The organism is Nitratireductor sp. J20-h4, assembly GCF_056780505.1.
The window spans coordinates 2,147,659-2,168,434 of sequence record NZ_CM165557.1; the positions used below are offsets into that span (position 1 = coordinate 2,147,659).

A 20,776-nucleotide genomic window follows, 5' to 3' on the forward strand; every position below is an offset into this window, starting at 1 on the left:
CCTCCCGTGCGCTGGCTTGCCTTCACATATCCAGGCCGAGCATCTTGGCGACGGTGAAAATATCCTTGTCGCCGCGCCCGCACAGATTCATCACGATGATGGCCTCGCGATCCATCGTCGGCGCCCGCTTGACTACCTCGGCCAGCGCGTGCGCCGGCTCCAGTGCCGGAATGATGCCTTCGAGCCGTGTCAGGAGCTGAAAGGCCTCCAGCGCCTCGTCGTCCAGGATCGGCACGTAGTCCACGCGGCCCGCTTCCTTCAGCCAGGAATGCTCGGGGCCGATGCCGGGATAGTCGAGCCCGGCCGAGATCGAATGCCCGTCCTTGATTTGACCGTCGTCGTCCTGCAGCAGATAGGTCCGGTTACCATGCAGGACGCCGGGCCGGCCCGCCGTCAGCGAGGCGCAATGCTCCTCGCCCGACAGCCCCCTGCCGCCGGCCTCCACGCCGACCATGCCGACATCGGGATCGTCGAGGAAGGGATGAAACAGCCCGATCGCGTTCGATCCGCCGCCGACGGCCGCAACCAGGAGGTCGGGCAGCCGCCCTTCCGCGACCAAGATCTGTTCGCGCGTCTCGCGGCCGATCACCGACTGGAACTCGCGCACCAGCTCGGGATAGGGATGCGGGCCGGCGGCGGTGCCGATCAGGTAATAGGTGTCCTCGACATTCGTCACCCAGTCGCGCAGCGCCTCGTTCATCGCGTCCTTGAGCGTGCCGTGCCCGGACGTCACCGGCCGCACTTCCGCGCCGAGCAGCTTCATGCGGAACACGTTCGGCGCCTGTCGTTCGACATCGGTCGCGCCCATATAGACCACGCAGTCAAGCCCGAAACGGGCCGCGACCGTCGCCGTCGCCACGCCGTGCTGGCCCGCGCCGGTCTCGGCGATGATGCGGGTCTTGCCCATGCGTTTGGCAAGCAGGATCTGGCCGAGGCAATTGTTGATCTTGTGCGAGCCGGTATGGTTGAGTTCGTCGCGCTTGAAATAGATCTTCGCCCCGCCGAGATGCTCCGTCAGCCGCGCGGCGAAATAGAGCGGGCTCGGCCGGCCGGTATAATGCCGGTTCAGATCGTCCAGTTCGGCCTGAAACTCGGCATCGTTGCGCGCGCGCTGCCAATGGTCCTGCAGATCGAGGATCAGCGGCATCAGCGTCTCGGCGACGAACCTGCCGCCGAAAATGCCGAACATGCCGGCTTCGTCGGGTCCGGCGCGGAACGAATTCAAGCTGGGAGCGGCGCTGGTGGTCATGATGCGGTGTCCTTGACGCGGCGAAGGGGCCGGAACGGTCTGTATTCCTTTATCTGCGCATGGCATAAGGTGACAAGTCAAACACCCGAAACACCGCCGACTCGCGATTCGACCCACGGAAATGGCGGGTTTCGACCGTCTTGTCGCCTGAGGAAGGTAAACAACTTGTCCCTATCGTGCATCGACCGGCGGCGGCCGGCTCCTTCCTCCCCGAGGCCGGACGCCGCGCGTCCGATCATGGACCGCGCGTCGTGACCCGCACGCTGCCCGCCTATCGGCGCCTGGCGCAGCGTCTGGCCGCGGAACTCCGCACCGGCTTGTGGCGCCGCGGCGACGCCCTGCCGGCGGAAAGCGAACTCGCCCGCGGGTACGGCGTCAGCCGGCGCACCGTGCGCGGCGCGCTGGCGCTGATGCAAAGTGACGGGTTGATCGACAAGGGACAGGGTCGCAATGCCCGCTATTGCGCGCGCGTCATCGAAAGCCAGGGGCGTAACCTCGACGATTTCCCCACCGCCGCCCGCCAGGTCGGCATGACGCCGGCAACCCGTGTCCTGGGCGTTGCCGGCCGCAGGTCCGGCCTTGCCGAAAGCCGCGCGCTCGCCTTGCCCGTCGGCACGACGGTGACGGAGATCGAACGGTTGCGGCTGCTCGACGGGCGGGCCGTCGTCCGCCAGTCCAGCGTGCTGCCGCAATGGGTGGCCGACACGCTGCCCGTCGACCGGCTGATGCGGGATTCGCTCTACGATCTGATCCGCCGCGCCACCGGCTCGACGCTCAGGATCGGAACGCAGCATTATTCGGCCGTCGCCGCTTCGCCCGGCCAGGCCGCCGATCTCGGCCTGGAACCCGGTGCCTGCCTGTTGCGGCTGTGCCGGCTGGTCGTCGACGCCGAAGACCGGCCGGTCGAATATTCCGATTCGCTGGTGCGCGACGGCTATTTCCGTTTCGACGACTGACGGACGCCGAGCCGCCGCCGCGACGGAAAATCAAATTGATTCAGATAAATACACCCAAAAGCCGACTCACGTCGGCAAGGACCTGAATCGGTACTGAAACAAAAACGACCGGCGCACGGGGCGCCGGCCGTTCGCTCCAACCGGTGGTACCGGCTAGCCTTCGCAATCCCACCAGAAGCGCGAGAAATCCGTATCCCAGCTCTGCATCGGCACCCAGGCATAACCCTGCAGGCAGCTATTGGCGGCGAAGCGCTTCTTCTGGGTCAGCAGATAGATGTCGGACTGCCGGTCATGCAGTTTCTGCTGGATTTCCTTGTAGATCGCGTTGCGGGCCTCGACATCGGTCTCGCCGCGCGACTTGTCGATCAGCGCGTCGATCTCGGGATCCATCACCCATTCCATCGACGACCACGTGCCCTTCGCCTTGGAATGGTACTGGACGTAGAAGACGGAATCCGGGGACGGATAGGTCGGCCCGTAGAAGACCTGGGTCGAAGCCGGCGTCGTGTCGACCGCCGAGGCCAGTTCGGTGATCCGGTTCCACGGCTCCGGCTGCAGTTCGACCTCGAAGCCGATGGTCTCGAGCGTCGACTTGAGCAGCAACCCGATCTCTTCCTCGAACGCGGTCTTGGCGACATAGGCGTGGGCGAGTTTGATCGGCGTGTCGCCGGCATATTTCGACTTGGCGACCTCTTCCTTGGCCTTCTCCAGGTTGAATTCCGGCGACGGCAGGCTGTCGAGATGGGCGTCGGCGAACACCGGCGCCAACGGCCCCTTCAACTCGCCGCCCGGATAGATCACGTCCCGGATCGTGGCGTAGTCGGTCGCATAGGCGATCGCCCGGCGAATATGGACGTCGTCGGTCGGCGCCACCTGGTTGTTGAGCTTGATGTAGAAGCCGGTCGCCGTGTCGGCGGCGATGATCTTGTAATTGTCGAGCTTGTCGATCGCGTCATAGGTTTCGTTCGACTGGTACTGCGACGACATGCCCAGCTCGCCCTTGGTGGCGAGCGCCTTGACGGTCGCCTCGTCGCGCGTGATCACGAACCGCAACTCGTCGATCGGCTTCTGCTTCGGCCAGCCCATGTGGTAGTCGCCGTAGCGTTCCATCACCATCTGCGAGCCACGCGTCCAGCTCGCCAGATTGTAGGGCCCCGCGCCGGCCGAGGCGTCGGCCAGATAGGTCTCGCCCCATTCCTCGTCGCTCTTTTCCTTCACCAGGTCGGAATTGACGACCAGGATCAACGGCGTGTTGGAGATGAACGGCGCATAGACGCGGTTGAGCGTGATCTCGACCGTGTGATCGTCGAGCGCCTTGACGGCGTCCGGCTCCACCAGGCCGGTAAACAGATAGGCCGGGCCTTCGTTGATCGACAGCAGGCGCTGCATGGAATAGACCACGTCCTTGGCCTCGACCGGGCTGCCGTCCTGGAAGGTCGCGTCGGCTTTCAGCTTGAAGGTGTAGGTCTTGCTGTCGTCCGAAATCTCCCAGCTTTCGGCGAGCTGCGGCACCACCGCGCCCGTCGCGTCGACGGTGGTCAGCGCGTCGTAGAGATTCACGATCGCCATATATTCGGTGTAGTCGTTGACCTTGGCGGGATCGACCGTGCCGAAGATCTGCACCGCGTTGACGACCAACGACACCTTGTCCTGGGCAAGGGCCGCCGGCGCCAGCGCGCTGGTGCCCAGGAGGGCTGCAAATGCGACTGGAAGCATATGTTTCATGACTTTCTCCTCTGGATTTATAGTTGCGGTTCTTGAACGTCAGGCGGCTTTGGTCAGCTTTTCCAGGGGAACGAAATCCTGGTCGTAGCCGAAGTAGCGCGGGCCAACGAGGTCGAGTCCCGCCTTGGTGCGCCATTGCGGATCGCTCGGCATGCCGATGAACGACAGGGCAAGCCCGTAGCGAAGCTGCTCGGTGGTGATCGGCAGTCCGCCATCGGCGTCGAGGGCGCAGATCAGGTCGGGCGTGGTGGCAAGCGCGGTGCCCTCGCCGTCGCGGGCAATCAGGAACTCGTTCTGGAATTCGACCGAGAAACTGCGCCCCTGATCGGCGTCGACCCCCTTCAGGATCGCCTTGCCGCGCGCGAACCCGCCGGTCGTGCGCCGCTCGATATCGACCACGCGGGCGGTAAACAGGCGCCGCCCGTCGAGCCTTGTGATCAGCGCCTCGGCCGGATTGCGGTTTTGCGCCCGCTCGGTGGCGATCGTCTCGCCGACCTCCTTGATCAGCGAGAGCGTGTTGCGCAAGATCCCCTTCTTCATGCGCGCGCCCGGCATGGGATAGATCGCCACCAGCGCCGCGCCGCCCATCTCCACGGTCTGGGCGCGCGCCAGCTTTTCCGTCCACTGGTTCGAGATCGTGTTGATGACGGAGGAATTGCCCTTTTCGTCGGCGATCACCATCGGCGTGGCCGCCACCCCGTGCATGGTGAAGCTCACCATCTGCAGCTCGGGAAAGGCACGCCCCATGCCGTCGCCGTCGATCAGCGGCAGCCCGGTCGCCGCGGCGACCGCGAAGGGAATGGTCGAGTTGAGCCCGCCCGCCTCGATGCAGATCAGCGCGTCGGCCTTGCGCCCGAGAAAGGTCTCGAGCTGGGCCAGCGCCTCGCGCGCCTCGTCGCCGCGCGGCAGTTTTTCCACCATCACCGTCGGCGCGCCCATCATCGCCACCGGCACGCATAAAGCGTCGTCGGCAACCTCCTCGGCGTCGATCACACGCACCGGACCGTATTGCTCGATCGCCGCGCGCGCCATCAGCTTGCCGATATGCGGGTCGCCGCCGCCGCCGGTTCCCAAAAACGCGCCGCCCAGCGCGATCGGCTCCATATCGTCGGCCGAAACGGTGAATGTCGTCATGTGGCGCTCCCATGTGTCGGATCATCGGCTTCCATCGGCCGGTAGGCGATGTCGTCGAAGCCGAATCCCTTCGGGCCGACGACCTCCAGCGCCTCGGGCGTGCGCAGAAGCGGGTGGCAGGGCAAGGCCACCACCGCGACCCGCTGGCCGTAGCGCAGCATTTCGGTGGTGATGGCGTTGCCGGTGTCGATGTCGAGAATGATGATCAGGTCGGGCACGGCGATCTCGACCACGCCGTCGCGCTTGAACACCAGGTTCTCGTTCTGGATCAGCACTGCGGCCGTCTGGTCGTTACAGCCGTCGAAGCCTTCGATGATCGCCTCGCCGGTGACGAAGCCGCCCTTCAGGTGCCGCTTGAGGTCCTTGATCTTGCCGGTGAAGCAGACCTGCCCGCTCTCCATCTCGCAGATTGCGGCGATCGGGTCGGCGTGGCGCTGACGCGCCTCGATCACCGCGCGGCCCAGCGCCACCGCCTTGGTGTAGGACTCGGGGATGGAGAACTGCTTGACGAAGGCGCCGCTCATCGGCGCGCTGGCCAGCGTCGAAGCCCCGCCCTGCGAGATCACGCAGGCGCGCGCCATGCGCTCGTGCCATTTCTCCGAGATCGCATGGTCGAAAATGACGACATTGCCATGCGGGTCGCACATCACCGACGGCGTCGACCGGTGGCCGTAGATCGAATAGGTCGTCATCTGCATTTCGGGAAAGGCGCGCCCCATGCCGTCGCCGTCGACCACCGGCAGCCCGGCCAGCGAGGCGGTGATCAGCGGCTCCATCGCGTTCTGGCCGCCGATTTCCTCGCAGGCGATCGCGTCGGCCTTGAAACCGAGGCGCTCCTCCAGCGCGCGCACGCAGCGCAGCCCCTCGCGGCCTTCCTTGATGCGCTCGAACGAAATCAGCGGCGCGCCGATGCCGCCGAGCGACACCACCTTGGCGTCGTCGGGCAGATCCTCCATCTTGATCACGCTGAGCGTGTTGCCGGCGCGCAATGCCTGGCGCGCCCTGAGTTTGCCGATATAGGGATTGCCGCCGCCGCCGGTGCCCAGGATCGCCGAGCCGATCTCCAGCGCCTCGATGTCGGCTTCCGTCAACGTCCAGAGTTTGTCAGGCCGGGAGAGCATCGCCGCCTCCCATCTCGCCGACCACCTTGACGTGGATGCGCGTCGCGTTGCCCGGCAGATAGGCCAAGGGCACGTCCTCGCGCTCGATGACCTCGATCGTGGCGGCGGCGGCGCCGGCGCCGATCGCCTTTTTGGTGGCCTCCTCCTCCGCCTGTTGCAGGCAGCTTTCCCGCGTCAGCCCGTTTTCCAGCGAATAGATCCGGTCGACCTCGCCGCTGATCTGTGCGATCGCCGCGCCGACGGCGTTGGCGACGGCGAAATGATCCGGCCGCAGAACCTCGAGCTCGCCGAGCCGGTCCGGCATCAGGATCGAGCCGCCGCCGACCGCGATCACCGGCAGCGGTTCGGGCGAGATCCGGCTGCGCTCCACCGCCGCCTCCAGCATCGCCGTCATGGCGTCGCGTGCGCCTTGCGCGAGACCGGCATCGACCGAAGCGACCCTGGACTTGTCGCCGATCTCGGCTTCGCCGAGGGCGACCGCGATGTCGGTCGCCGTCAGCGTGTCGCCGCCAAACACCAGCGCCTCGCGGGTCAGGCGGTAGCCGACCGATTGCGGACCGACCGTCACCGCTCCGTCGGGACCGCGCCGCACCAGCGAGCCGCCGCCCAGTCCGATCGAAAACACGTCCGGCATGCGGAAATTGGTCCGCACGCCGCCAATGTCGACCACCGTCGCGGCCTGGCGCGGAAAGCCCAGTTGCAGCGCGCCGACATCGGTGGTCGTACCGCCGATATCGACGACGATGCCGTTCTTGATGCCGGTCAAAAACGCCGCGCCGCGCATCGAATTGGTCGGCCCGGACGCGAAGGTCAGCACCGGGAAGCGCTTGACCGTCGCCGCGTCCATCAGCGTGCCGTCGTTCTGGGTGATGAAAAACGGGCAGTGCAGGCCGGTCGATTTCAGCGCCGAACCAAAGGCGTCGACCGTGCGCTCGCTCAGCGCGAGCAGGCTGGCGTTCATGATCGCCGCGCTTTCACGCTCCAAGAGCCCGATGCGACCGATATCCGACGACAACACCACCTGCAGGTCGGGGCATTTTTTCAACAGCCGGTCCCTGGCGTCGAGCTCCATCTGCCGGTTGATCGGGCTGAAGACCGAGCTGATCGAGGCCGTGCTGATCTTCTTGGCCAGAATGTCGTCGGCGATGCGGTCGATCTCCTCGCCGTCGAGCGGCGCGATCTCGCGCCCGTCGAATTCGTAACCGCCGCGCACCAGATAGCCCAGGTCGCCCGCCGCTTCCCGCAAGTCCTGCGGCCAGTCGACCATCGGCGGCAGGCAGGCGGTCGCCGGCAGGCCGAGCCGGATCGCGGCCACCGGGCTGATATGCTTGCGTTCGATGACGGCGTTGGTGAAATGCGTGGTGCCGATCATCACATTGGCGATCTTGGCGCGGTCGACGCCGGCCTTCGACAGCACGTTTTCCAGCGCTTCCAGAACGCCGGAGGTCACGTCCTCCGTGGTCGCCGCCTTCACGCCGGCAAGCACCTCGCGGTCATGCATGACCACCGCGTCGGTATTGGTTCCCCCTACGTCGATACCCAGACGATACACCGCATTTCTCCTTTCGTGATTTGCCGGCGGCGCTCAGGCGACCGCATCGACAAGAAATCGTTGTCTTTCCTCCGCCGAGACGAAGGGTTTCATCTGTTCTTCCTCGTCGCCCATCACCGGAACGGCCGCGATCAGCGCGCGCGTATAGGGATGGGCCGGGTCGGCGAAGACCGTCTTCGGCTCGCCCTCCTCCACCAGTTCGCCGCGCAGCATCACAGCGATCCGGCTGCAGAAATTGCGCATCAGTGACAAATCGTGCGAGATGAACAGGTAGGTCAGGCCCAGCTCGTCGCGCAGGCGCTGCAAAAGCGCGATGACGTTTTTCTGCACCGACACGTCGAGCGCCGAGGTCGGCTCGTCGAGCACGATGATCTTGGGATTGGCTGCCAGCGCGCGGGCGATCGCCACGCGCTGCTTCTGGCCGCCGGACAGTTCGTGCGGATATTTCGACACGTAATGCGCCGGCAGGTCGACATGGCGCAGCAATTCGGCGATCCGCGCGTCGAAACGCGCCCGCTCGAGCCCGGCAAAACGCAGCGGCACCGACAGCGTCTGTCCGACCGTGCGTTTCGGGTTCAGCGAGGTGCCGGGATTCTGGTAGACAATCTGGGTCAGGTGGCGGAAGGCGTCGCTGCGCCCGGTCCCGGCCATCGTCACGCCGTCGACGGTGATGGAGCCGGCGCTTGGCGCGATCAGTCCCATGATCATGCGCGCGACAGTGGTCTTGCCGGAGCCGGATTCGCCCGCCAGCCCGAAAATCTCACCCTTGCGGATCGCCAGATCGACGTCCTTGACGGCGGTGTGTTCGCTGCCGCGCCCGATCAGCCGGCGCTCGGAAAACACCTTCGACACGCCCTCGAGCGCGATGATCGTCTCGCCCTCGACAGGAGGCTGGTCGACCACTTTGGGCCCGTAGAGCGGCGGGATCGCATCGACGAGTTCGCGCGTATAGGCCTCGCGCGGACTGGTGAAGAGTTGACGCAGCGGCCCGTGCTCGACGATTTCGCCGTGGCGCATGACATAGATGTCGTCGGCCATCTGGCGCACCACGCCGAGATTATGGGTGATCATCAACAATGACAGGCCGTTTTCGGAGACCAGCCGGTTGATCAGCTTCATGATCTCGTCCTGGGTGGTGACGTCGAGCGCCGTGCCCGGCTCGTCGGCGATCAGCAGCTTGGGCTGGTGCAACAGCGCAAGCGCGATCAGCACGCGCTGGCGCATGCCGCCCGACAATTGCGCCGGATAGGCCGAAAACACCCGTTCGGGATCGGACAGCTGGACCTTGCGCAGCACCTCGTAGATGCGTTTTTGGCGCTCCGCCGCGCCGGAGCGTTCGCCCAGCCGCATATCGGCGAAACGCATCACGTCGTCGAGATGGCGTCCGATGCGGAAGACCGGATTGAAGGAGGAGAGCGGGTCCTGCATGATCACCGAAAAGGACGTGCCCTTCATGCGGTCGCGCTCGGCTTCGGCAAGCTGCAGCACGTCGCGGCCCTCGAACAGGATCGAACCGCCTTCCACATGGGCGTTGCCCGGCAGGGTGCCGAGGATCGACTTGGCCGTCACCGACTTGCCGGACCCGGTCTCGCCGATCAGCGCCACACGCCCGCCCTCGGGGATCGACAAGGAGACGTTCTTGAGAACGTGGGCGCGGTAACCGTAGGTGCGGAAGGCGACGTCGAGATCGCGGATGTCGAGAAGGGTGTCCATCTTCACGCCTCCACGTCGAACATGTCGCGCAGCCCGTCGCCGAGCAGGTTGAAGCCGAGCGTGGCGTAGAAAATGGCGAAACCCGGCGCCAGCACCTCCCACCACATTTCCGGCAGGAACTGCCGACCGTCGGCAACCATCGAGCCGAGATCGGGCGTCGGCGGCTTCACGCCAAGCCCGAGGAAGGACAAGGTCGCGCCGAACAGGATGACGAAGGCGGCGTCCAGCGTCGTCTTGACCGAGATCACCGAGATGCAGTTCGGCAGGATCTCGCGCGTCAGGATGTGCCAGTGGCTGGCGCCGGCGAGCCTGGCGGCCTCGATGAAATCCTCCGCCGCGATCGATTTCGACACCCGGTAGACGAGCCGCGCATGCCAGGTCCACCACAACAGCGTGATCGCCAGCATGGCGTTGACCAGGTTGGGCTCCAAAACGTTGCCGATCGCCAGCGCCATGACCAGCGGCGGGATCGCCAGCATGACATTGGTGAAGCCGGTGATGATGCGCTCGGTCAGGCCGCTGAAATAGCCGGCGGCCAGGCCCAGCGCCGCCCCGACCGGCACCGCCACGCCAAGCACGCCGACGACCAGAAGCAGCGACACCCGAAAGCCGAACACGACCCGGCTCAGAATGTCGCGTCCGACCTTGTCGGTGCCCAGAAGATGGGCCAGATCGGGCGCGGCATGACGGTTGCGGAAGTCGACCACCGCCCCGACATGGTCCGGATAGGGGGCGATCAGCGGCGCGAAGATCGCGGCCAGGATGACGGTCGCCACCATGAACGCGCCGATCACCGCCGCCGGATTGCGGGTGAAACGGTACCAGGCCATATAGCGGGTCGACAGCGCCTCGGGCTGCGGCATCGCGGGAACCGTCATCAGCGCGCCTCCTTGAAACGCAGGCGCGGGTCGATCATCAGCAGCACCACGTCGATGATCAGATTGGCGACGATGAAAAAGAACCCGGAGACCAGCACCACGGCCATGACGGCGTTGAGGTCCTTTTGCAGGATCGCCTCCAGCCCGTAGGAGGCGAACCCGCCCCACGAAAACACCAGTTCGACGACGAAGGCGTTGCCGATCAGCGAGGCGAATTCCAGCCCCATGATGGTCAGCGGCGCGATCGAGGACAGTTTCAGCAAATAGCGGAAGATGATCACCCGGTCGGGCACGCCGAAGGATTTCAGCGTCAGCACGTGATCGCGGCGCTGGTGCTCGATCATCGCCGAGCGGGTGATGCGGGTGACCTGCCCGATACCGGCCATGGCCAGCGCCAGCGCCGGAAACGCCAGATGCTGCAGCGCGCTGGAAAAAACGTCGAAACGGCCATGGGCAAGCGAATCGATCAACAGCAGACCCGTCGGCCCCTGCGGCACGGTCAGCGTGTAGTCGATGCGCCCCAGGATCGGCCAGCCGGGAAAGAAGTTCGCCGCCGCGAGCTGCAGAAGAATGGCGAACAGGAAGCTCGGCATGGTCACGCCGATGATCGAGAAAAAACGGCCGGTATTGTCGATCCAGCTGTTGCGGTAGCGCGCGGTGACGACGCCGAGCGGCACCGAAATCACGATCATCAGGAATACCGTCACCAGCACGAGTTCCAGCGTCGCCGGCAGAAGTTCGAGGATCTCGCTTGCCACCGGCTTGCCGGAGATCAGCGAGCGGCCGAAATCGCCGCGCAGGGCGCCGCCGACATAATTCACGAACTGGATCAGGACCGGATCGTCGAGCCCCATTTCCAGGCGCATTGCGTCGACCTGCTCCTGGGTGGCGCTGGGACCGAGCGCGATGCGGGCCGGATCGCCCGGCACGACCCGCGCCAGCACGAAGATCATCAGCGACAGGACCAGCATGACGCCGGCGAAGCCGAGCAGCCGCCGCAGCATGACGTCGAGCCAATTGGTGTTCATGTGCCTCCGGTTCCGCCTGGTGGCGGCATGTGTTGCCGCGCTGTCGTTGCCGAAAGTGTGTCGCGATCACCGCTGGTCGATCAAGGGCGACATAGGATAGGTTTTTATAGAATAGGTATAGGTTTTTGAGGAAACTGGTCGATTGTGGCCGCTCATTCGACCCAGCCCAGCGCCTTGGCGGTGGCGATCGCCTCGGCCCGGCGCCGGCAGCCGATCTTGCGGTAGATGTTGGAGAGATGAAATTTCACCGTCGCCTCCGACAGGCCGAGCTGGCGGGCGACGAACTTGTTGGTGCCGCCCTCCACCACCAAAAGCAGCACCTTCATTTCCTTGCGCGTCAGCCCCGCCCGCCGCGGCCCGTCCGAGGCCGGCATGTCGAGCGCCTTGAGCCGGCGCACGGCCTGTCGGACATCGTTGGAAACCAGCACGAAGGAGCCGATGCGCTTGTCGTCGAGAAGCGGCTTCACGAGATGCGGTTCTTCGGCCAGCGGCATGATCGTGCCGAGCCGCGCGCACGCCTCCAGCGCCTTCAGCATGTCGGACCGGGCAGCGGTGATGTCGCGGTGAAGGCGTGCCAGATGCGCCGACCACAGGCGCAGGGTCACGCGCTGACGGTCGGTGAGGTGATCGTTGCTCAACAGGGCGGCGATCTGGTCGCGCAGCATCGGGCGCCTCGGCACCTCCCAGATCAGATGACGCAACCACGCCATCACCAGCGCGATTTCCTGCGGATCGACAAGACGGATCAGGTTTTCGACCGCACCTTCGACCCAGGTGCGGTTCGCCCGCGCCTGCACGGCGGTGAGCAGGTCGGCGGCCTCCTGCCAGCGATTGCCGTTTTGCAGGATGGTGACCTCGCGCAGGGTGATGACCAGCCGGAACCGGTTCGAACGCCATTCCTGCACGCGCCATTTATCGAGAAACACCCGCGCCGCCGCGCTCGACACGTGCCGGCTCAACGCCTGGCCGCCATAATTGATCGCCAGTTCGGCAACCGTCGGCCAGATCTCGCCATAGGCGAACCGGTCGAACTCGTCGTTGAGAAACCGCACCAGGGTGCGCACATCGCCCTGCTCGTAGCGGATCACCGCCTTGACCAGGCCGAGCAGGCGCCCGTCGGACGAGGTGTCGAACGAAACCCGGGCCAATGTCTGCTCGCCATGGCGGGCATGGCCGTCGGCGGCCGTCAGCGCGCCGCGCAGCAGGCACAGGATCGCCTGGTAGAGATCGACGTAAAAGCCGAGCAGATGCGCGCCGGCCTGCCGGTAATGATGGCGCGACCGCCTGGCGATCTCGTCGGCCGCGTCATATTCGCGCCGGCGCACCGCGACTTCGAGCATGGCGTTGTAGAAGCTGCCGCGCTGCAGATGATCGTCGAGCGGCACCTCGCCGAGCGCATCGAACACCAGCGCCCGCGACCTGTCGGTGATGGCGATGTCCTCGTACATGGCCATCAGGAACCGAAACAGCCTGAAATCGAGCGGAAAACGGGCCGGATCGTCCAGTACCAGGTTGAGGTCCAGCGACTCGGCGCCGAAGCGGCGAGTAATCAGATGCCGCGCCCGGCTGACATTGCCCGATTTGAGCGCATGCATGGTGTAGGCGAAGACCAGCACGTTGTGGCGATCGCGCCAGTCCTCGGGAAATCCGTCCAGAACCTGAAGACATTGGTCCAGCCCATGGAAATGCATGAAGAATTCCCGGCCGCCGGCGTAAAACAGACGTAGCGCCTCGTCGAAATCGCCTTGGTTCTGCGCCGCCAGGATCGCCGCCACGGTACCGTCGTTGCGCGGCGCGCCGCCTGTTTCGGATGCGCCGGCGTCGTTTCCCTGCCGTGCCAACACCGGCGTAACGGCGGCGCGGAACGCCGCGGCGACCTCGGCGGCGCGAAAGGTGAGCAAGCCACGGCCCGCGTCGACCCGCACCAGGGCGGGAAAGCGGTCGCACAGCTCCACCAGCCGCCCGGCATCGACCCGGTCCGTGGCCAGGCCGTCCGGCGCGCGCGCCAGCGTCTCCAGCAGCGTCCTTAGGGGATCGGAGAGCAGTCCGAGCAGTTCGGCCGCAATCAACGTGCCGGCGTCGCCGTCCGGCCCGCCTTCGGCCCGGACGGCACCCGGTGGTGCGGCGGGTTCAGTCTCCGTCTCGTCCTGCGCGTCCATGCGCCTTTTTGCCCCGAAAGCGTCGTCGGCCGGGACCATGCCGCATTTTGGGCGCCGGTCCAATGCCGGCGCCAATATTCAGCCCGCGATCTCGGCGATGCCGCCATTGGCCGCCGACCAGGCGAGCGGCGCCTTCAGGAAGCTTTCCACCTCCGCCAGCACATTTGGCGGGAACCGGCCCTCGTCCTTGCAGACTTTCAGGATGTCCCACCAGGTGGCCAGATAATGGAGCCGCATCCCGGCCGCCTTCAGCCGCGCGGGCGCTTCGGGAAAGATGTCGTAATAAAACACCGCAAACGTGTCCGTGACGCGCGCGCCGGCCCCATTCAGCGCCTCGGCAAACTTGATCTTGCTGCCGCCATCCGTGGTCAGGTCCTCGACGAGGAGGATACGCTTGCCCTCGACCGGCGCCCCTTCGATCTGCGCGTCGCGGCCGAACCCCTTGGGCTTCTTGCGCACGTAATGCATCGGCAGGCCGAGCGAATCCGACAGCCACGCCGCGAACGGGATGCCGGCCGTCTCGCCGCCGACCACACCGTCGAACTGCTCGAAACCGACATCGCGCAGGATCACCGAAGCCGCGAAGTCCGTCAGCGTGGCGCGGATGCGCGGATAAGAGATCAGCTTGCGGCAGTCGATATAGACCGGGCTCGCCAGCCCCGAGGTGAACGTATAGGGCTCGTCGGCGCGGAAATGAACGGCCTCGATCTCGAGCAACATCCTGGCCACGGTGGTCGAAATCACCGCGCGTTCGGGAAAAGTGTTGGAAAACATGCGTTCGTCCTCGGGCTGGTGACGGTTCGTGCGGACGCTCCGGGCTCTAGCCGACCTCGTCGGCCACGAACCAGTGGAGCGGAAACATCGGATCGAACACCGTTACCGGGCCTTCGCCGGTCTCGATGCGCGGCGGAACGGCGACCGGGTCCGCGGCGCGCCTCAAGACCATCCGCGCCTCGTTCGGCGGCAGGCCGTAAAAGGCCGGGCCGTTGAGCGAGGTGAAGGCCTCGAGCCGGTCGAGCGCCTTTTCCTCCTCGAACACATGCGCCAGACAGGCCATGGTGTTGATGGCCGAAAAGATGCCGGCGCAGCCGCAGGCGGTTTGCTTCGACGCATCGGTATGGGGGGCGGAATCGGTTCCCAGGAAAAAGCGTGCGTCGCCCGACGTCGCCGCCGCGCGCAGCGCCAGACGGTGGGTTTCGCGCTTGGCGACCGGAAGGCAGTAATAATGCGGGCGGATGCCGCCGGCCAGGATCGCATTGCGGTTGATGATCAGATGATGGGTGGTGATCGTGGCCGCAAGCCCCTTGGGGTTGGCCAGCACGTAGTCGACGCCGTTCTTGGTCGTCACGTGCTCCATCACCACCCGCAGGCCCGGCACGCGCCGGCGCAGCGGCTCCAGCACGCGCTCGATGAACACCGCCTCGCGGTCGAAAATATCGACATCGGCGTCGGTCACCTCGCCGTGGATGCAAAGCGGCATGCCGATTTCGGCCATCCGCTCCAGCACCGGCACGACCTTGTCGATGTCGCGCACGCCGCTTTGCGAATTGGTCGTCGCCCCGGCGGGATAAAGCTTGACCGCGCGCACCACCCCGTCGGCAAAACCGCGCGCGACGTCGTCGGCGTCGGTCGCCTCGGTCAGATAAAGCGTCATCAGTGGCTGGAACGACGATCCCGGCGGCAGCGCCATCTCGATGCGATTGCGATAGGCCGCCGCGTCGGCCGTGGTCACCACCGGCGGCACCAGGTTCGGCATGATGATCGCGCGCGAAAAATGCGCCGCGCTATAGGGCAGAACGCCCGCCAGCATCGCGCCGTCGCGCAGATGCAGGTGCCAATCGTCGGGTCTGGTGATGGTGAGGCTGTCCACGCTGTGCTTCCGATCCTTGCCGGCGCTCCGCTTTCCCGGCGGGCCGCGCGGCCATGCCGCCAGCCGGTTCGAAACGATAGCAGCCCAATGCCATGAAGCCGCGCCCGAAAAAACCGGCTAGCACGCGAAATCCGCAACTTTGTTCACGTCGGCACCGCCGGAAGCGCCCGGCACGGCGCCAATCCGGGCAATTCCCTTTCGAACCCAATGATATTAGAAACGCGTGACATTGGCATCTTAGGCATCAGATCATGACCCCGGACGACCTCAAGAGCCTGCTGGACATGCCGCCGCGCGCCGCCCGCGTCGCCGTGGCCGAACGATCCGGCAAGGGCGACCATGTCGTCGAGCGCCTGGCCTTCAATTTCGGCGACGACCGGCCGGTGCGCGGCCTGCTGACGCGGCCGGCAGGCGCCGGCGGACCGTGTCCGGCGGTGCTTTACTGCCATGCCCACGGCAACAAATACGCGATCGGCGCGTCCGAACTCCTTATCGGCCGGCCGAGCCTCATCGGTCCCTATGGGCCGCTTATGGCCGAAGCGGGCTTCGTGAGCCTGTGTCTCGACATGCCGACCTTCGGCGAGCGGGCCGACGCCAGGGAAAACGCGCTCGCCAAGGCGCTGCTGTGGCGCGGGACCACGCTGATGGGCCTGATGCTTGCCGATCTGCGCGCCGGCTTCGAGTACCTGGCCGCCCGCGCCGAGGTCGACGCGACCCGCATCGCCACGTTCGGCCTGTCGATGGGGGCGACCCACGCCTATTTTCTGGCCGCCCTCGAGCCGCGCGTGGCGCGCGCGGCGCATCTATGCGCCTATGCTGATCTCGACAGCCTGATCGAAACCGGCGCCCACGACCTGCACGGCCACTATATGACGGTGCCCGGCCTGCTTGCCGCCACCTCGACCGGGCGCGTCGCCGGCATGGTCGCGCCGCGCCCGCAGCTGATCTGCACCGGCGACCACGATCCGCTCACCCCGCCCGACGCCGTCGACACCGCCTACCGGCAGACCCGCGCGGCCTACGAGACGGCCGGCGCGGCAACGGCGCTTACGCGCCTGTCGCAGCCCGAGACCGGACACGAGGAAACCCCGCAAATGCGTCGCGCGGTGCTCGATTTCCTCTCCGCCATGCGCTGAGGCCGCGCCGCCCTACTCGGCCGGCGCGATCTGCGGCTGCTCGGGCTCCGGCGCCAGTTCGCGCCGGGTGATCAACGTGTAGAACATCGGCACCACGAACAGCGTGAACAGCGTGCCGACCAGAATGCCGGAAAAGATCACCAGCCCCATGGAATAGCGCGCCGCGGCGCCCGCGCCCTGCGCGGTGATCAGTGGCACGACGCCCAGCGCCATCGCCGCCGTGGTCATCAGGATCGGCCTGAGGCGCACCTTGGCCGAGGCGATGATCGCCTCGAACCGGTCGAGCCCGTGCTCGTGGCGCTGCTGATTGGCGAACTCGACCAGCAGGATCCCGTGCTTGGTGATCAGGCCGATCAGTGTGATCAGCCCGACCTGGGTATAGATGTTGAGCGTGCCGAGGCCGAGATTGAGCGGCACAATGGCGCCGAAGATCGACAGCGGCACCGACATCATGATGATGAACGGATCGCGGAAACTCTCGAACTGGGCCGCCAGCACCAGATAGATGACGATCAGGGCGAGGCCGAAGGCCAGCAGGATCGTGTTGCCCTGCTCGGCCTCGAGCCGCGACTGGCCCGAATAGTCGATGAAGAACCCGTTCGGCATCAGGCCCTCGGCGATCTCCACGATCGTCGCCAGGCCATCGCCGGTGGTGACGCCGGGCAAAGGCAGGGCCGAGATGGTGGCCGAGTTCAACTGGTTGAACTGCTCGATCGCCGAGGGGGCGGCATTGGTGTCGATCGACACGACCGCCGACAAAGGCACCATCTCGCCGGTGGCGCTGCGCACGAAGAACTCGCCGATACGGCGCGGATTGTCGCGATATTCCTGTGGCACCTGGGTGATGATGTCGTAGCTGTTGGATTCGCGGTCGAACTGGGCCACGGCGCCGCCGCCGACCAAGAGGCTGAGCGTCGAGCCGATATCGCGGATCGGCAGGTTGAGCGCCGCCGCCCGGTCGCGATCGATGGTCACGGTGACCTGCGGCGCGTCGAAGGCGAGCGAATTCTGCACCACGATGAAGCGCCCGCTCGCCTCGGCCTCGCGCTTGATCTGCTCGGCGACCTCGAACACCTGGCTCGATGCGCCGGTCGCCCGGACAACGACGGAGATCGGCAGCCCCCCGCCCGCCCCCGGCAGCGAGGGCGGCGCGAACACCAGCGCCTGCACGCCGGCGACCTTGGACAGCCGCGCGGTGATGTCGGCCTGGATTTCAGACTGCGAACGCTCGCGCTCGGCCCAGTCCTTGAACGACCAGACCGCGATTGCACTGTTGGTCTGCCCGCCGAGGCCGACAATGGAGAAATTGGCGTCGAGCTCCGGCAGGTCCTTGGTCAGTTCCCGCATCTGGTCGGTATAGAGCTTGGTATAGTTCGTGGTCGCGTAGCGGGGCGCGTTGACGAGCGCGAACAGCGCGCCCGAATCCTCTTCCGGCGCCAGTTCGCTGGACGTCTTGGTAAACAGATAGCCGGTCAGGCCGAGCAGCACGGCCACGATCATCAAGGTGACCGCGCGGTAGTTGAGCGAGCCGGCCACCAGCCGCTCGTAGACATTGGACACCCGCTCGAACGTGCCGTCGACGATGCGCTGAAAGCGGCTGTGATGGCCGGCCTTGAGCAGGCGCGCCGACATCATCGGCGTGATCGTCAGCGCGACAAGTCCCGAAATGATCACCGCGCCGGCGAGCGTGAAGGCGAATTCGCGAAACAGCGAGCCGGTCAGACCGCCGGTAAAGCCGAGCGGGGCGAACACGGCCGCAAGCGTGATCGTCATCGCCACCACCGGGCCGGTGATCTCGCGCATGCCGCGATAGGCCGCCTGCATCGGGCTCATGCCATCCTCGATGTGGCGATGGATGTTTTCCACCACCACGATCGCGTCGTCGACCACCAGGCCGATCGCCAGCACCATCGCCAGCAGCGACAGAAGGTTGATCGAATAGCCCAGCACCAGGAGCAGGAAGCACACGCCGATCAGCGACAACGGGATGGTGACGATCGGCATCAGCACCGAGCGGAACGAGCCCAGGAAGAGCAGAATCACCAGGATGACGATCACCACCGCTTCGGCGATCGTCTTGAAGACCTCGTCGATCGAGGCGCTGATCGTCTCGGTGGCGTCATAGACCATGGTTGCGGTCATGCCGTCCGGCAGGCTCGCCTGGATCGCCGGCAGTTCCTTGAGCACCGCCGCCGAGGTGTCGAGCGGATTGGCCGAAGGCGTGGGGAAGATGCCGACAAAGGTACCCGGCTTGCCGTTGAAGCTCACCACCGTGTCGGTGCTTTCGGCGGCCAGCTCCACGCGCGCCACCTCGCCCAGCCGAACGACGTCGTCGCCCGACGCCTTCAACGGCAGCGCGGCAAACGCCTCCGGCGTCTGCAGGGTCGATTTCAGCGTGATCGAATGGGCGACATAATCGTTTTCTATCTTGCCGGGCGCCGACAGGAAGTTCGAGGCGTTGATGGCGTTGAGCATTTCGGCGGCGGTGATGCCGCGCGCGGCGAGCCGCACCGGATCGACCCAGACCCGCATCGAATACTCCGCGGCCCCCAGGATCTGCGCCTCGGCCACGCCCTCGACCGTCGACAGGCGCGGCCGGATGACCCGGTCGAGATATTCCGTCAGCTGTTCGGCCGTCATGTTCGGGTTCTGCATGGCCAGATACATGATCGCGAACTGCTGGCCAGTGCCCTTGACGATGGTCGGATCGCGCGCATCCGTCGGCAGGTTGCCGCGCACCTCCTGCACCTTCGACATCACTTCCGTCAGCGCGACGTCGGGGTCGGCGCCCAGTTCCATCTGCACCGTCACCACGCTGGCCGACGGCCGGCTTTGCGAGGTGACATAATCGACGTTTTCGGTCGTCGACACCGCCGCGGCGATCGGCGCGGTGATAAAACCTTGGATCAGTTCGGCGCTGGCGCCGGGATAGATGGTGGTGACGGTGATCACCGTTTCCTCGACCTGCGGATATTGCCGCACAGTGAGGTTCATCATGCCCTGGAAGCCGAGCAGAAGGATCAGGAAGCCGACGACGGTCGACAGGACCGGACGGCGGATGAAGATATCGGAAAAATTCATTGCGCGGCCGCCTCCCCGGAACGGGTCGCCGCCGGCTCGACACTGTTGTCGACCGTAACCGGGCCGTTATTCGTCAGACGGTTCTGTCCGGCGGTGACGACCTCGTCGCCCGCCGATACGCCCGAGACGACCTCGATCACGCCGCCGGCCCGGCGCCCGGTCTTGACGAAGACCTGCCGCGCGACGAGGCCAGGCTCGCCCTCCGATGCGTCGCCCTTGCCCTCGGCCGGCGCGACCACGAACAGATAGTCGCCGTAGAGGCTGGTGACGAGCGCCGTCTGCGGCACCACCAGAACGTCGCCCTCGGCCGGCAGTTCGACCCGCACCTGGACGAACTGGCCCGGGCTCAGCCGGCCGCCCGCGTCGGTGATTTCAGCGCGCAGCGCGACCAGGCGCGTTTGCGGGTCGACGCGCGGCTCGATGCCGGTGACCTTGCCGGAGAAGTCGAGCCTGTCCTCCGACAAGCCGTAACGGACCGGCAGTCCGATCTTCAAGAGCGGCAGATTCTGTTCCGGCACGCTGAAATCGGCGCGCAACGTGTCCAGATCCTGCAGCGTCGCCACCGTATTGCCGGGCGCGATATATTGGCCCTTTTCCACCCTGGGAATGCCGATCGTGCCCGAAAACGGCGCCTTGAGTTCCTTCTGGGCAAGCACGGCCTCGAGCTTGGCGACCTGCGAGGCGGAGGCCGTCGCCGCCGCCTGCGCGCTTTCCACCGCCGTCTCCGAGCCGACGCCGCGCTTCAAAAGTTCCTGCGCGCGTGTCAAAACCTGCATGTCGAGCTGCGCCTTGGCGCGGGCGGCTTCGAGATCGGCGCGCTGCACGTTGTTGTCGAGCACGACCAGGACCTGGCCCTCTTCGACGCGATCATTGGCGTCGAACCTGACATCCTGGACGATGCCGGTCGTCTCGACCGTCAGATCGACGCCGCGCGCCGCCCCGACCGTGCCGATCGCCTGGATCCGCGGCGTCCAGGTCAGGGCTTCGACCTTTGCCGTCGACACCGTCACCGCCGGCCGGGGCCGATTGGCGAAAAACTGGCTGATCGCCTCGTCTCTGAACATGTTGAAACCGACAAGTCCGCCCGCAACGAGGGCGACCAGAACGAAGGCGATGAGAAAGCGTTTGACCATGCGGGGCGGGCTCCGGCGGTTCGGGTCTGGGCATGCTACGC

General features: G+C 65.9%; 15 protein-coding genes. 2 read left to right on the forward strand and 13 right to left on the reverse strand.

The annotated features are described in order from the left end of the window. Positions 1-22 precede the first annotated feature (22 nt). Positions 23-1,249 carry a tryptophan synthase subunit beta gene (gene trpB, locus ACT2B0_RS10515; protein WP_473464430.1) on the reverse strand — a complete coding sequence of 409 codons (1,227 nt, stop codon included), beginning with the start codon at positions 1,247-1,249 and terminating at the stop codon, positions 23-25. Between the two features lie 251 nt (positions 1,250-1,500). Between trpB and ACT2B0_RS10520 the strand changes: the two genes are divergently transcribed. Then, a complete protein-coding gene (locus tag ACT2B0_RS10520) occupies positions 1,501-2,205 on the forward strand; it encodes a GntR family transcriptional regulator (protein WP_473464432.1) in 705 nt (234 codons plus the stop codon). 153 nt (positions 2,206-2,358) lie between these two features. Here the strand turns inward: ACT2B0_RS10520 and ACT2B0_RS10525 are convergent, their stop codons facing one another. The 10 genes from ACT2B0_RS10525 to pyrC all read right to left on the reverse strand — a co-directional run bounded on the left by ACT2B0_RS10525 (position 2,359) and on the right by pyrC (position 15,325). Then, the gene (locus tag ACT2B0_RS10525) at positions 2,359-3,921 is read right to left on the reverse strand and encodes an ABC transporter substrate-binding protein (RefSeq protein WP_481658483.1); all 1,563 of its coding nucleotides are present in this window, start codon (positions 3,919-3,921) and stop codon (positions 2,359-2,361) included. Between the two features lie 48 nt (positions 3,922-3,969). Then, a complete protein-coding gene (locus ACT2B0_RS10530) occupies positions 3,970-5,064 on the reverse strand; it encodes a DUF917 domain-containing protein (RefSeq protein WP_473464436.1) in 1,095 nt (364 codons plus the stop codon). Then, positions 5,061-6,185: a DUF917 domain-containing protein gene (locus ACT2B0_RS10535; protein ID WP_473464437.1), complete on the reverse strand. Its 1,125-nt coding sequence runs from the start codon at positions 6,183-6,185 to the stop codon at positions 5,061-5,063. Before ACT2B0_RS10535 ends, ACT2B0_RS10530 begins: the two co-directional genes overlap by 4 nt. Further along, entirely contained in the window at positions 6,169-7,737 is a 1,569-nt protein-coding gene (locus tag ACT2B0_RS10540; RefSeq protein ID WP_473464439.1) for a hydantoinase/oxoprolinase N-terminal domain-containing protein, read from the reverse strand. The genes ACT2B0_RS10535 and ACT2B0_RS10540 overlap by 17 nt, the downstream gene beginning before the upstream one ends. Positions 7,738-7,770: 33 nt before the next feature. Next, on the reverse strand, positions 7,771-9,450 hold the full coding sequence (gene nikE, locus ACT2B0_RS10545; protein WP_473464442.1) for a nickel ABC transporter ATP-binding protein NikE: 1,680 nt from the start codon (positions 9,448-9,450) through the stop codon (positions 7,771-7,773). A 2-nt stretch (positions 9,451-9,452) separates the two neighbouring features. Then, the gene (locus ACT2B0_RS10550) at positions 9,453-10,328 is read right to left on the reverse strand and encodes an ABC transporter permease (RefSeq protein ID WP_473464444.1); all 876 of its coding nucleotides are present in this window, start codon (positions 10,326-10,328) and stop codon (positions 9,453-9,455) included. After that, a complete protein-coding gene (locus ACT2B0_RS10555) occupies positions 10,328-11,356 on the reverse strand; it encodes an ABC transporter permease (RefSeq protein WP_473464445.1) in 1,029 nt (342 codons plus the stop codon). The genes ACT2B0_RS10550 and ACT2B0_RS10555 overlap by 1 nt, the downstream gene beginning before the upstream one ends. A 152-nt stretch (positions 11,357-11,508) precedes the next feature. Then, the gene (locus ACT2B0_RS10560) at positions 11,509-13,515 is read right to left on the reverse strand and encodes a helix-turn-helix transcriptional regulator (RefSeq protein ID WP_473464447.1); all 2,007 of its coding nucleotides are present in this window, start codon (positions 13,513-13,515) and stop codon (positions 11,509-11,511) included. A 78-nt stretch (positions 13,516-13,593) separates the two neighbouring features. Then, a complete protein-coding gene (locus tag ACT2B0_RS10565; RefSeq protein WP_473464449.1) occupies positions 13,594-14,289 on the reverse strand; it encodes an orotate phosphoribosyltransferase in 696 nt (231 codons plus the stop codon). 46 nt (positions 14,290-14,335) lie between these two features. Then, complete coding sequence (pyrC, locus tag ACT2B0_RS10570) at positions 14,336-15,325, reverse strand: dihydroorotase (RefSeq protein ID WP_473465909.1); 990 nt, start codon at positions 15,323-15,325, stop codon at positions 14,336-14,338. A gap of 311 nt (positions 15,326-15,636) precedes the next feature. On the opposite strand from pyrC, the gene ACT2B0_RS10575 reads away from it, so the two are divergent. After that, positions 15,637-16,521: an alpha/beta hydrolase family protein gene (locus tag ACT2B0_RS10575; RefSeq protein WP_473464451.1), complete on the forward strand. Its 885-nt coding sequence runs from the start codon at positions 15,637-15,639 to the stop codon at positions 16,519-16,521. A 12-nt stretch (positions 16,522-16,533) separates the two neighbouring features. On the opposite strand, the gene ACT2B0_RS10580 is transcribed toward ACT2B0_RS10575, so the two are convergent. Both ACT2B0_RS10580 and ACT2B0_RS10585 read right to left on the reverse strand, forming a co-directional pair. After that, positions 16,534-19,602 carry an efflux RND transporter permease subunit gene (locus ACT2B0_RS10580; protein ID WP_473464454.1) on the reverse strand — a complete coding sequence of 1,023 codons (3,069 nt, stop codon included), beginning with the start codon at positions 19,600-19,602 and terminating at the stop codon, positions 16,534-16,536. Beyond that, positions 19,599-20,735 carry an efflux RND transporter periplasmic adaptor subunit gene (locus tag ACT2B0_RS10585; protein ID WP_473464456.1) on the reverse strand — a complete coding sequence of 379 codons (1,137 nt, stop codon included), beginning with the start codon at positions 20,733-20,735 and terminating at the stop codon, positions 19,599-19,601. The genes ACT2B0_RS10580 and ACT2B0_RS10585 overlap by 4 nt, the downstream gene beginning before the upstream one ends. Positions 20,736-20,776 lie beyond the last annotated feature (41 nt).

Excerpts from the sequence above, each read along its gene's own strand:
- trpB (WP_473464430.1), bottom strand. The coding sequence starts at position 1,249 with ATGACCACCAGCGCCGCTCCCAGCTTGAATTCGTTCCGCGCCGGACCC.
- ACT2B0_RS10525 (WP_481658483.1), bottom strand. The coding sequence starts at position 3,921 with ATGCTTCCAGTCGCATTTGCAGCCCTCCTGGGCACCAGCGCGCTGGCG.
- ACT2B0_RS10530 (WP_473464436.1), bottom strand. The coding sequence starts at position 5,064 with ATGACGACATTCACCGTTTCGGCCGACGATATGGAGCCGATCGCGCTG.
- ACT2B0_RS10535 (WP_473464437.1), bottom strand. The coding sequence starts at position 6,185 with ATGCTCTCCCGGCCTGACAAACTCTGGACGTTGACGGAAGCCGACATC.
- nikE (WP_473464442.1), bottom strand. The coding sequence starts at position 9,450 with ATGGACACCCTTCTCGACATCCGCGATCTCGACGTCGCCTTCCGCACC.
- ACT2B0_RS10550 (WP_473464444.1), bottom strand. The coding sequence starts at position 10,328 with ATGACGGTTCCCGCGATGCCGCAGCCCGAGGCGCTGTCGACCCGCTAT.
- ACT2B0_RS10555 (WP_473464445.1), bottom strand. The coding sequence starts at position 11,356 with ATGAACACCAATTGGCTCGACGTCATGCTGCGGCGGCTGCTCGGCTTC.
- ACT2B0_RS10560 (WP_473464447.1), bottom strand. The coding sequence starts at position 13,515 with ATGGACGCGCAGGACGAGACGGAGACTGAACCCGCCGCACCACCGGGT.
- ACT2B0_RS10565 (WP_473464449.1), bottom strand. The coding sequence starts at position 14,289 with ATGTTTTCCAACACTTTTCCCGAACGCGCGGTGATTTCGACCACCGTG.
- pyrC (WP_473465909.1), bottom strand. The coding sequence starts at position 15,325 with ATGCTGGCGGGCGTTCTGCCCTATAGCGCGGCGCATTTTTCGCGCGCG.
- ACT2B0_RS10575 (WP_473464451.1), top strand. The coding sequence starts at position 15,637 with ATGACCCCGGACGACCTCAAGAGCCTGCTGGACATGCCGCCGCGCGCC.
- ACT2B0_RS10580 (WP_473464454.1), bottom strand. The coding sequence starts at position 19,602 with ATGAATTTTTCCGATATCTTCATCCGCCGTCCGGTCCTGTCGACCGTC.
- ACT2B0_RS10585 (WP_473464456.1), bottom strand. The coding sequence starts at position 20,735 with ATGGTCAAACGCTTTCTCATCGCCTTCGTTCTGGTCGCCCTCGTTGCG.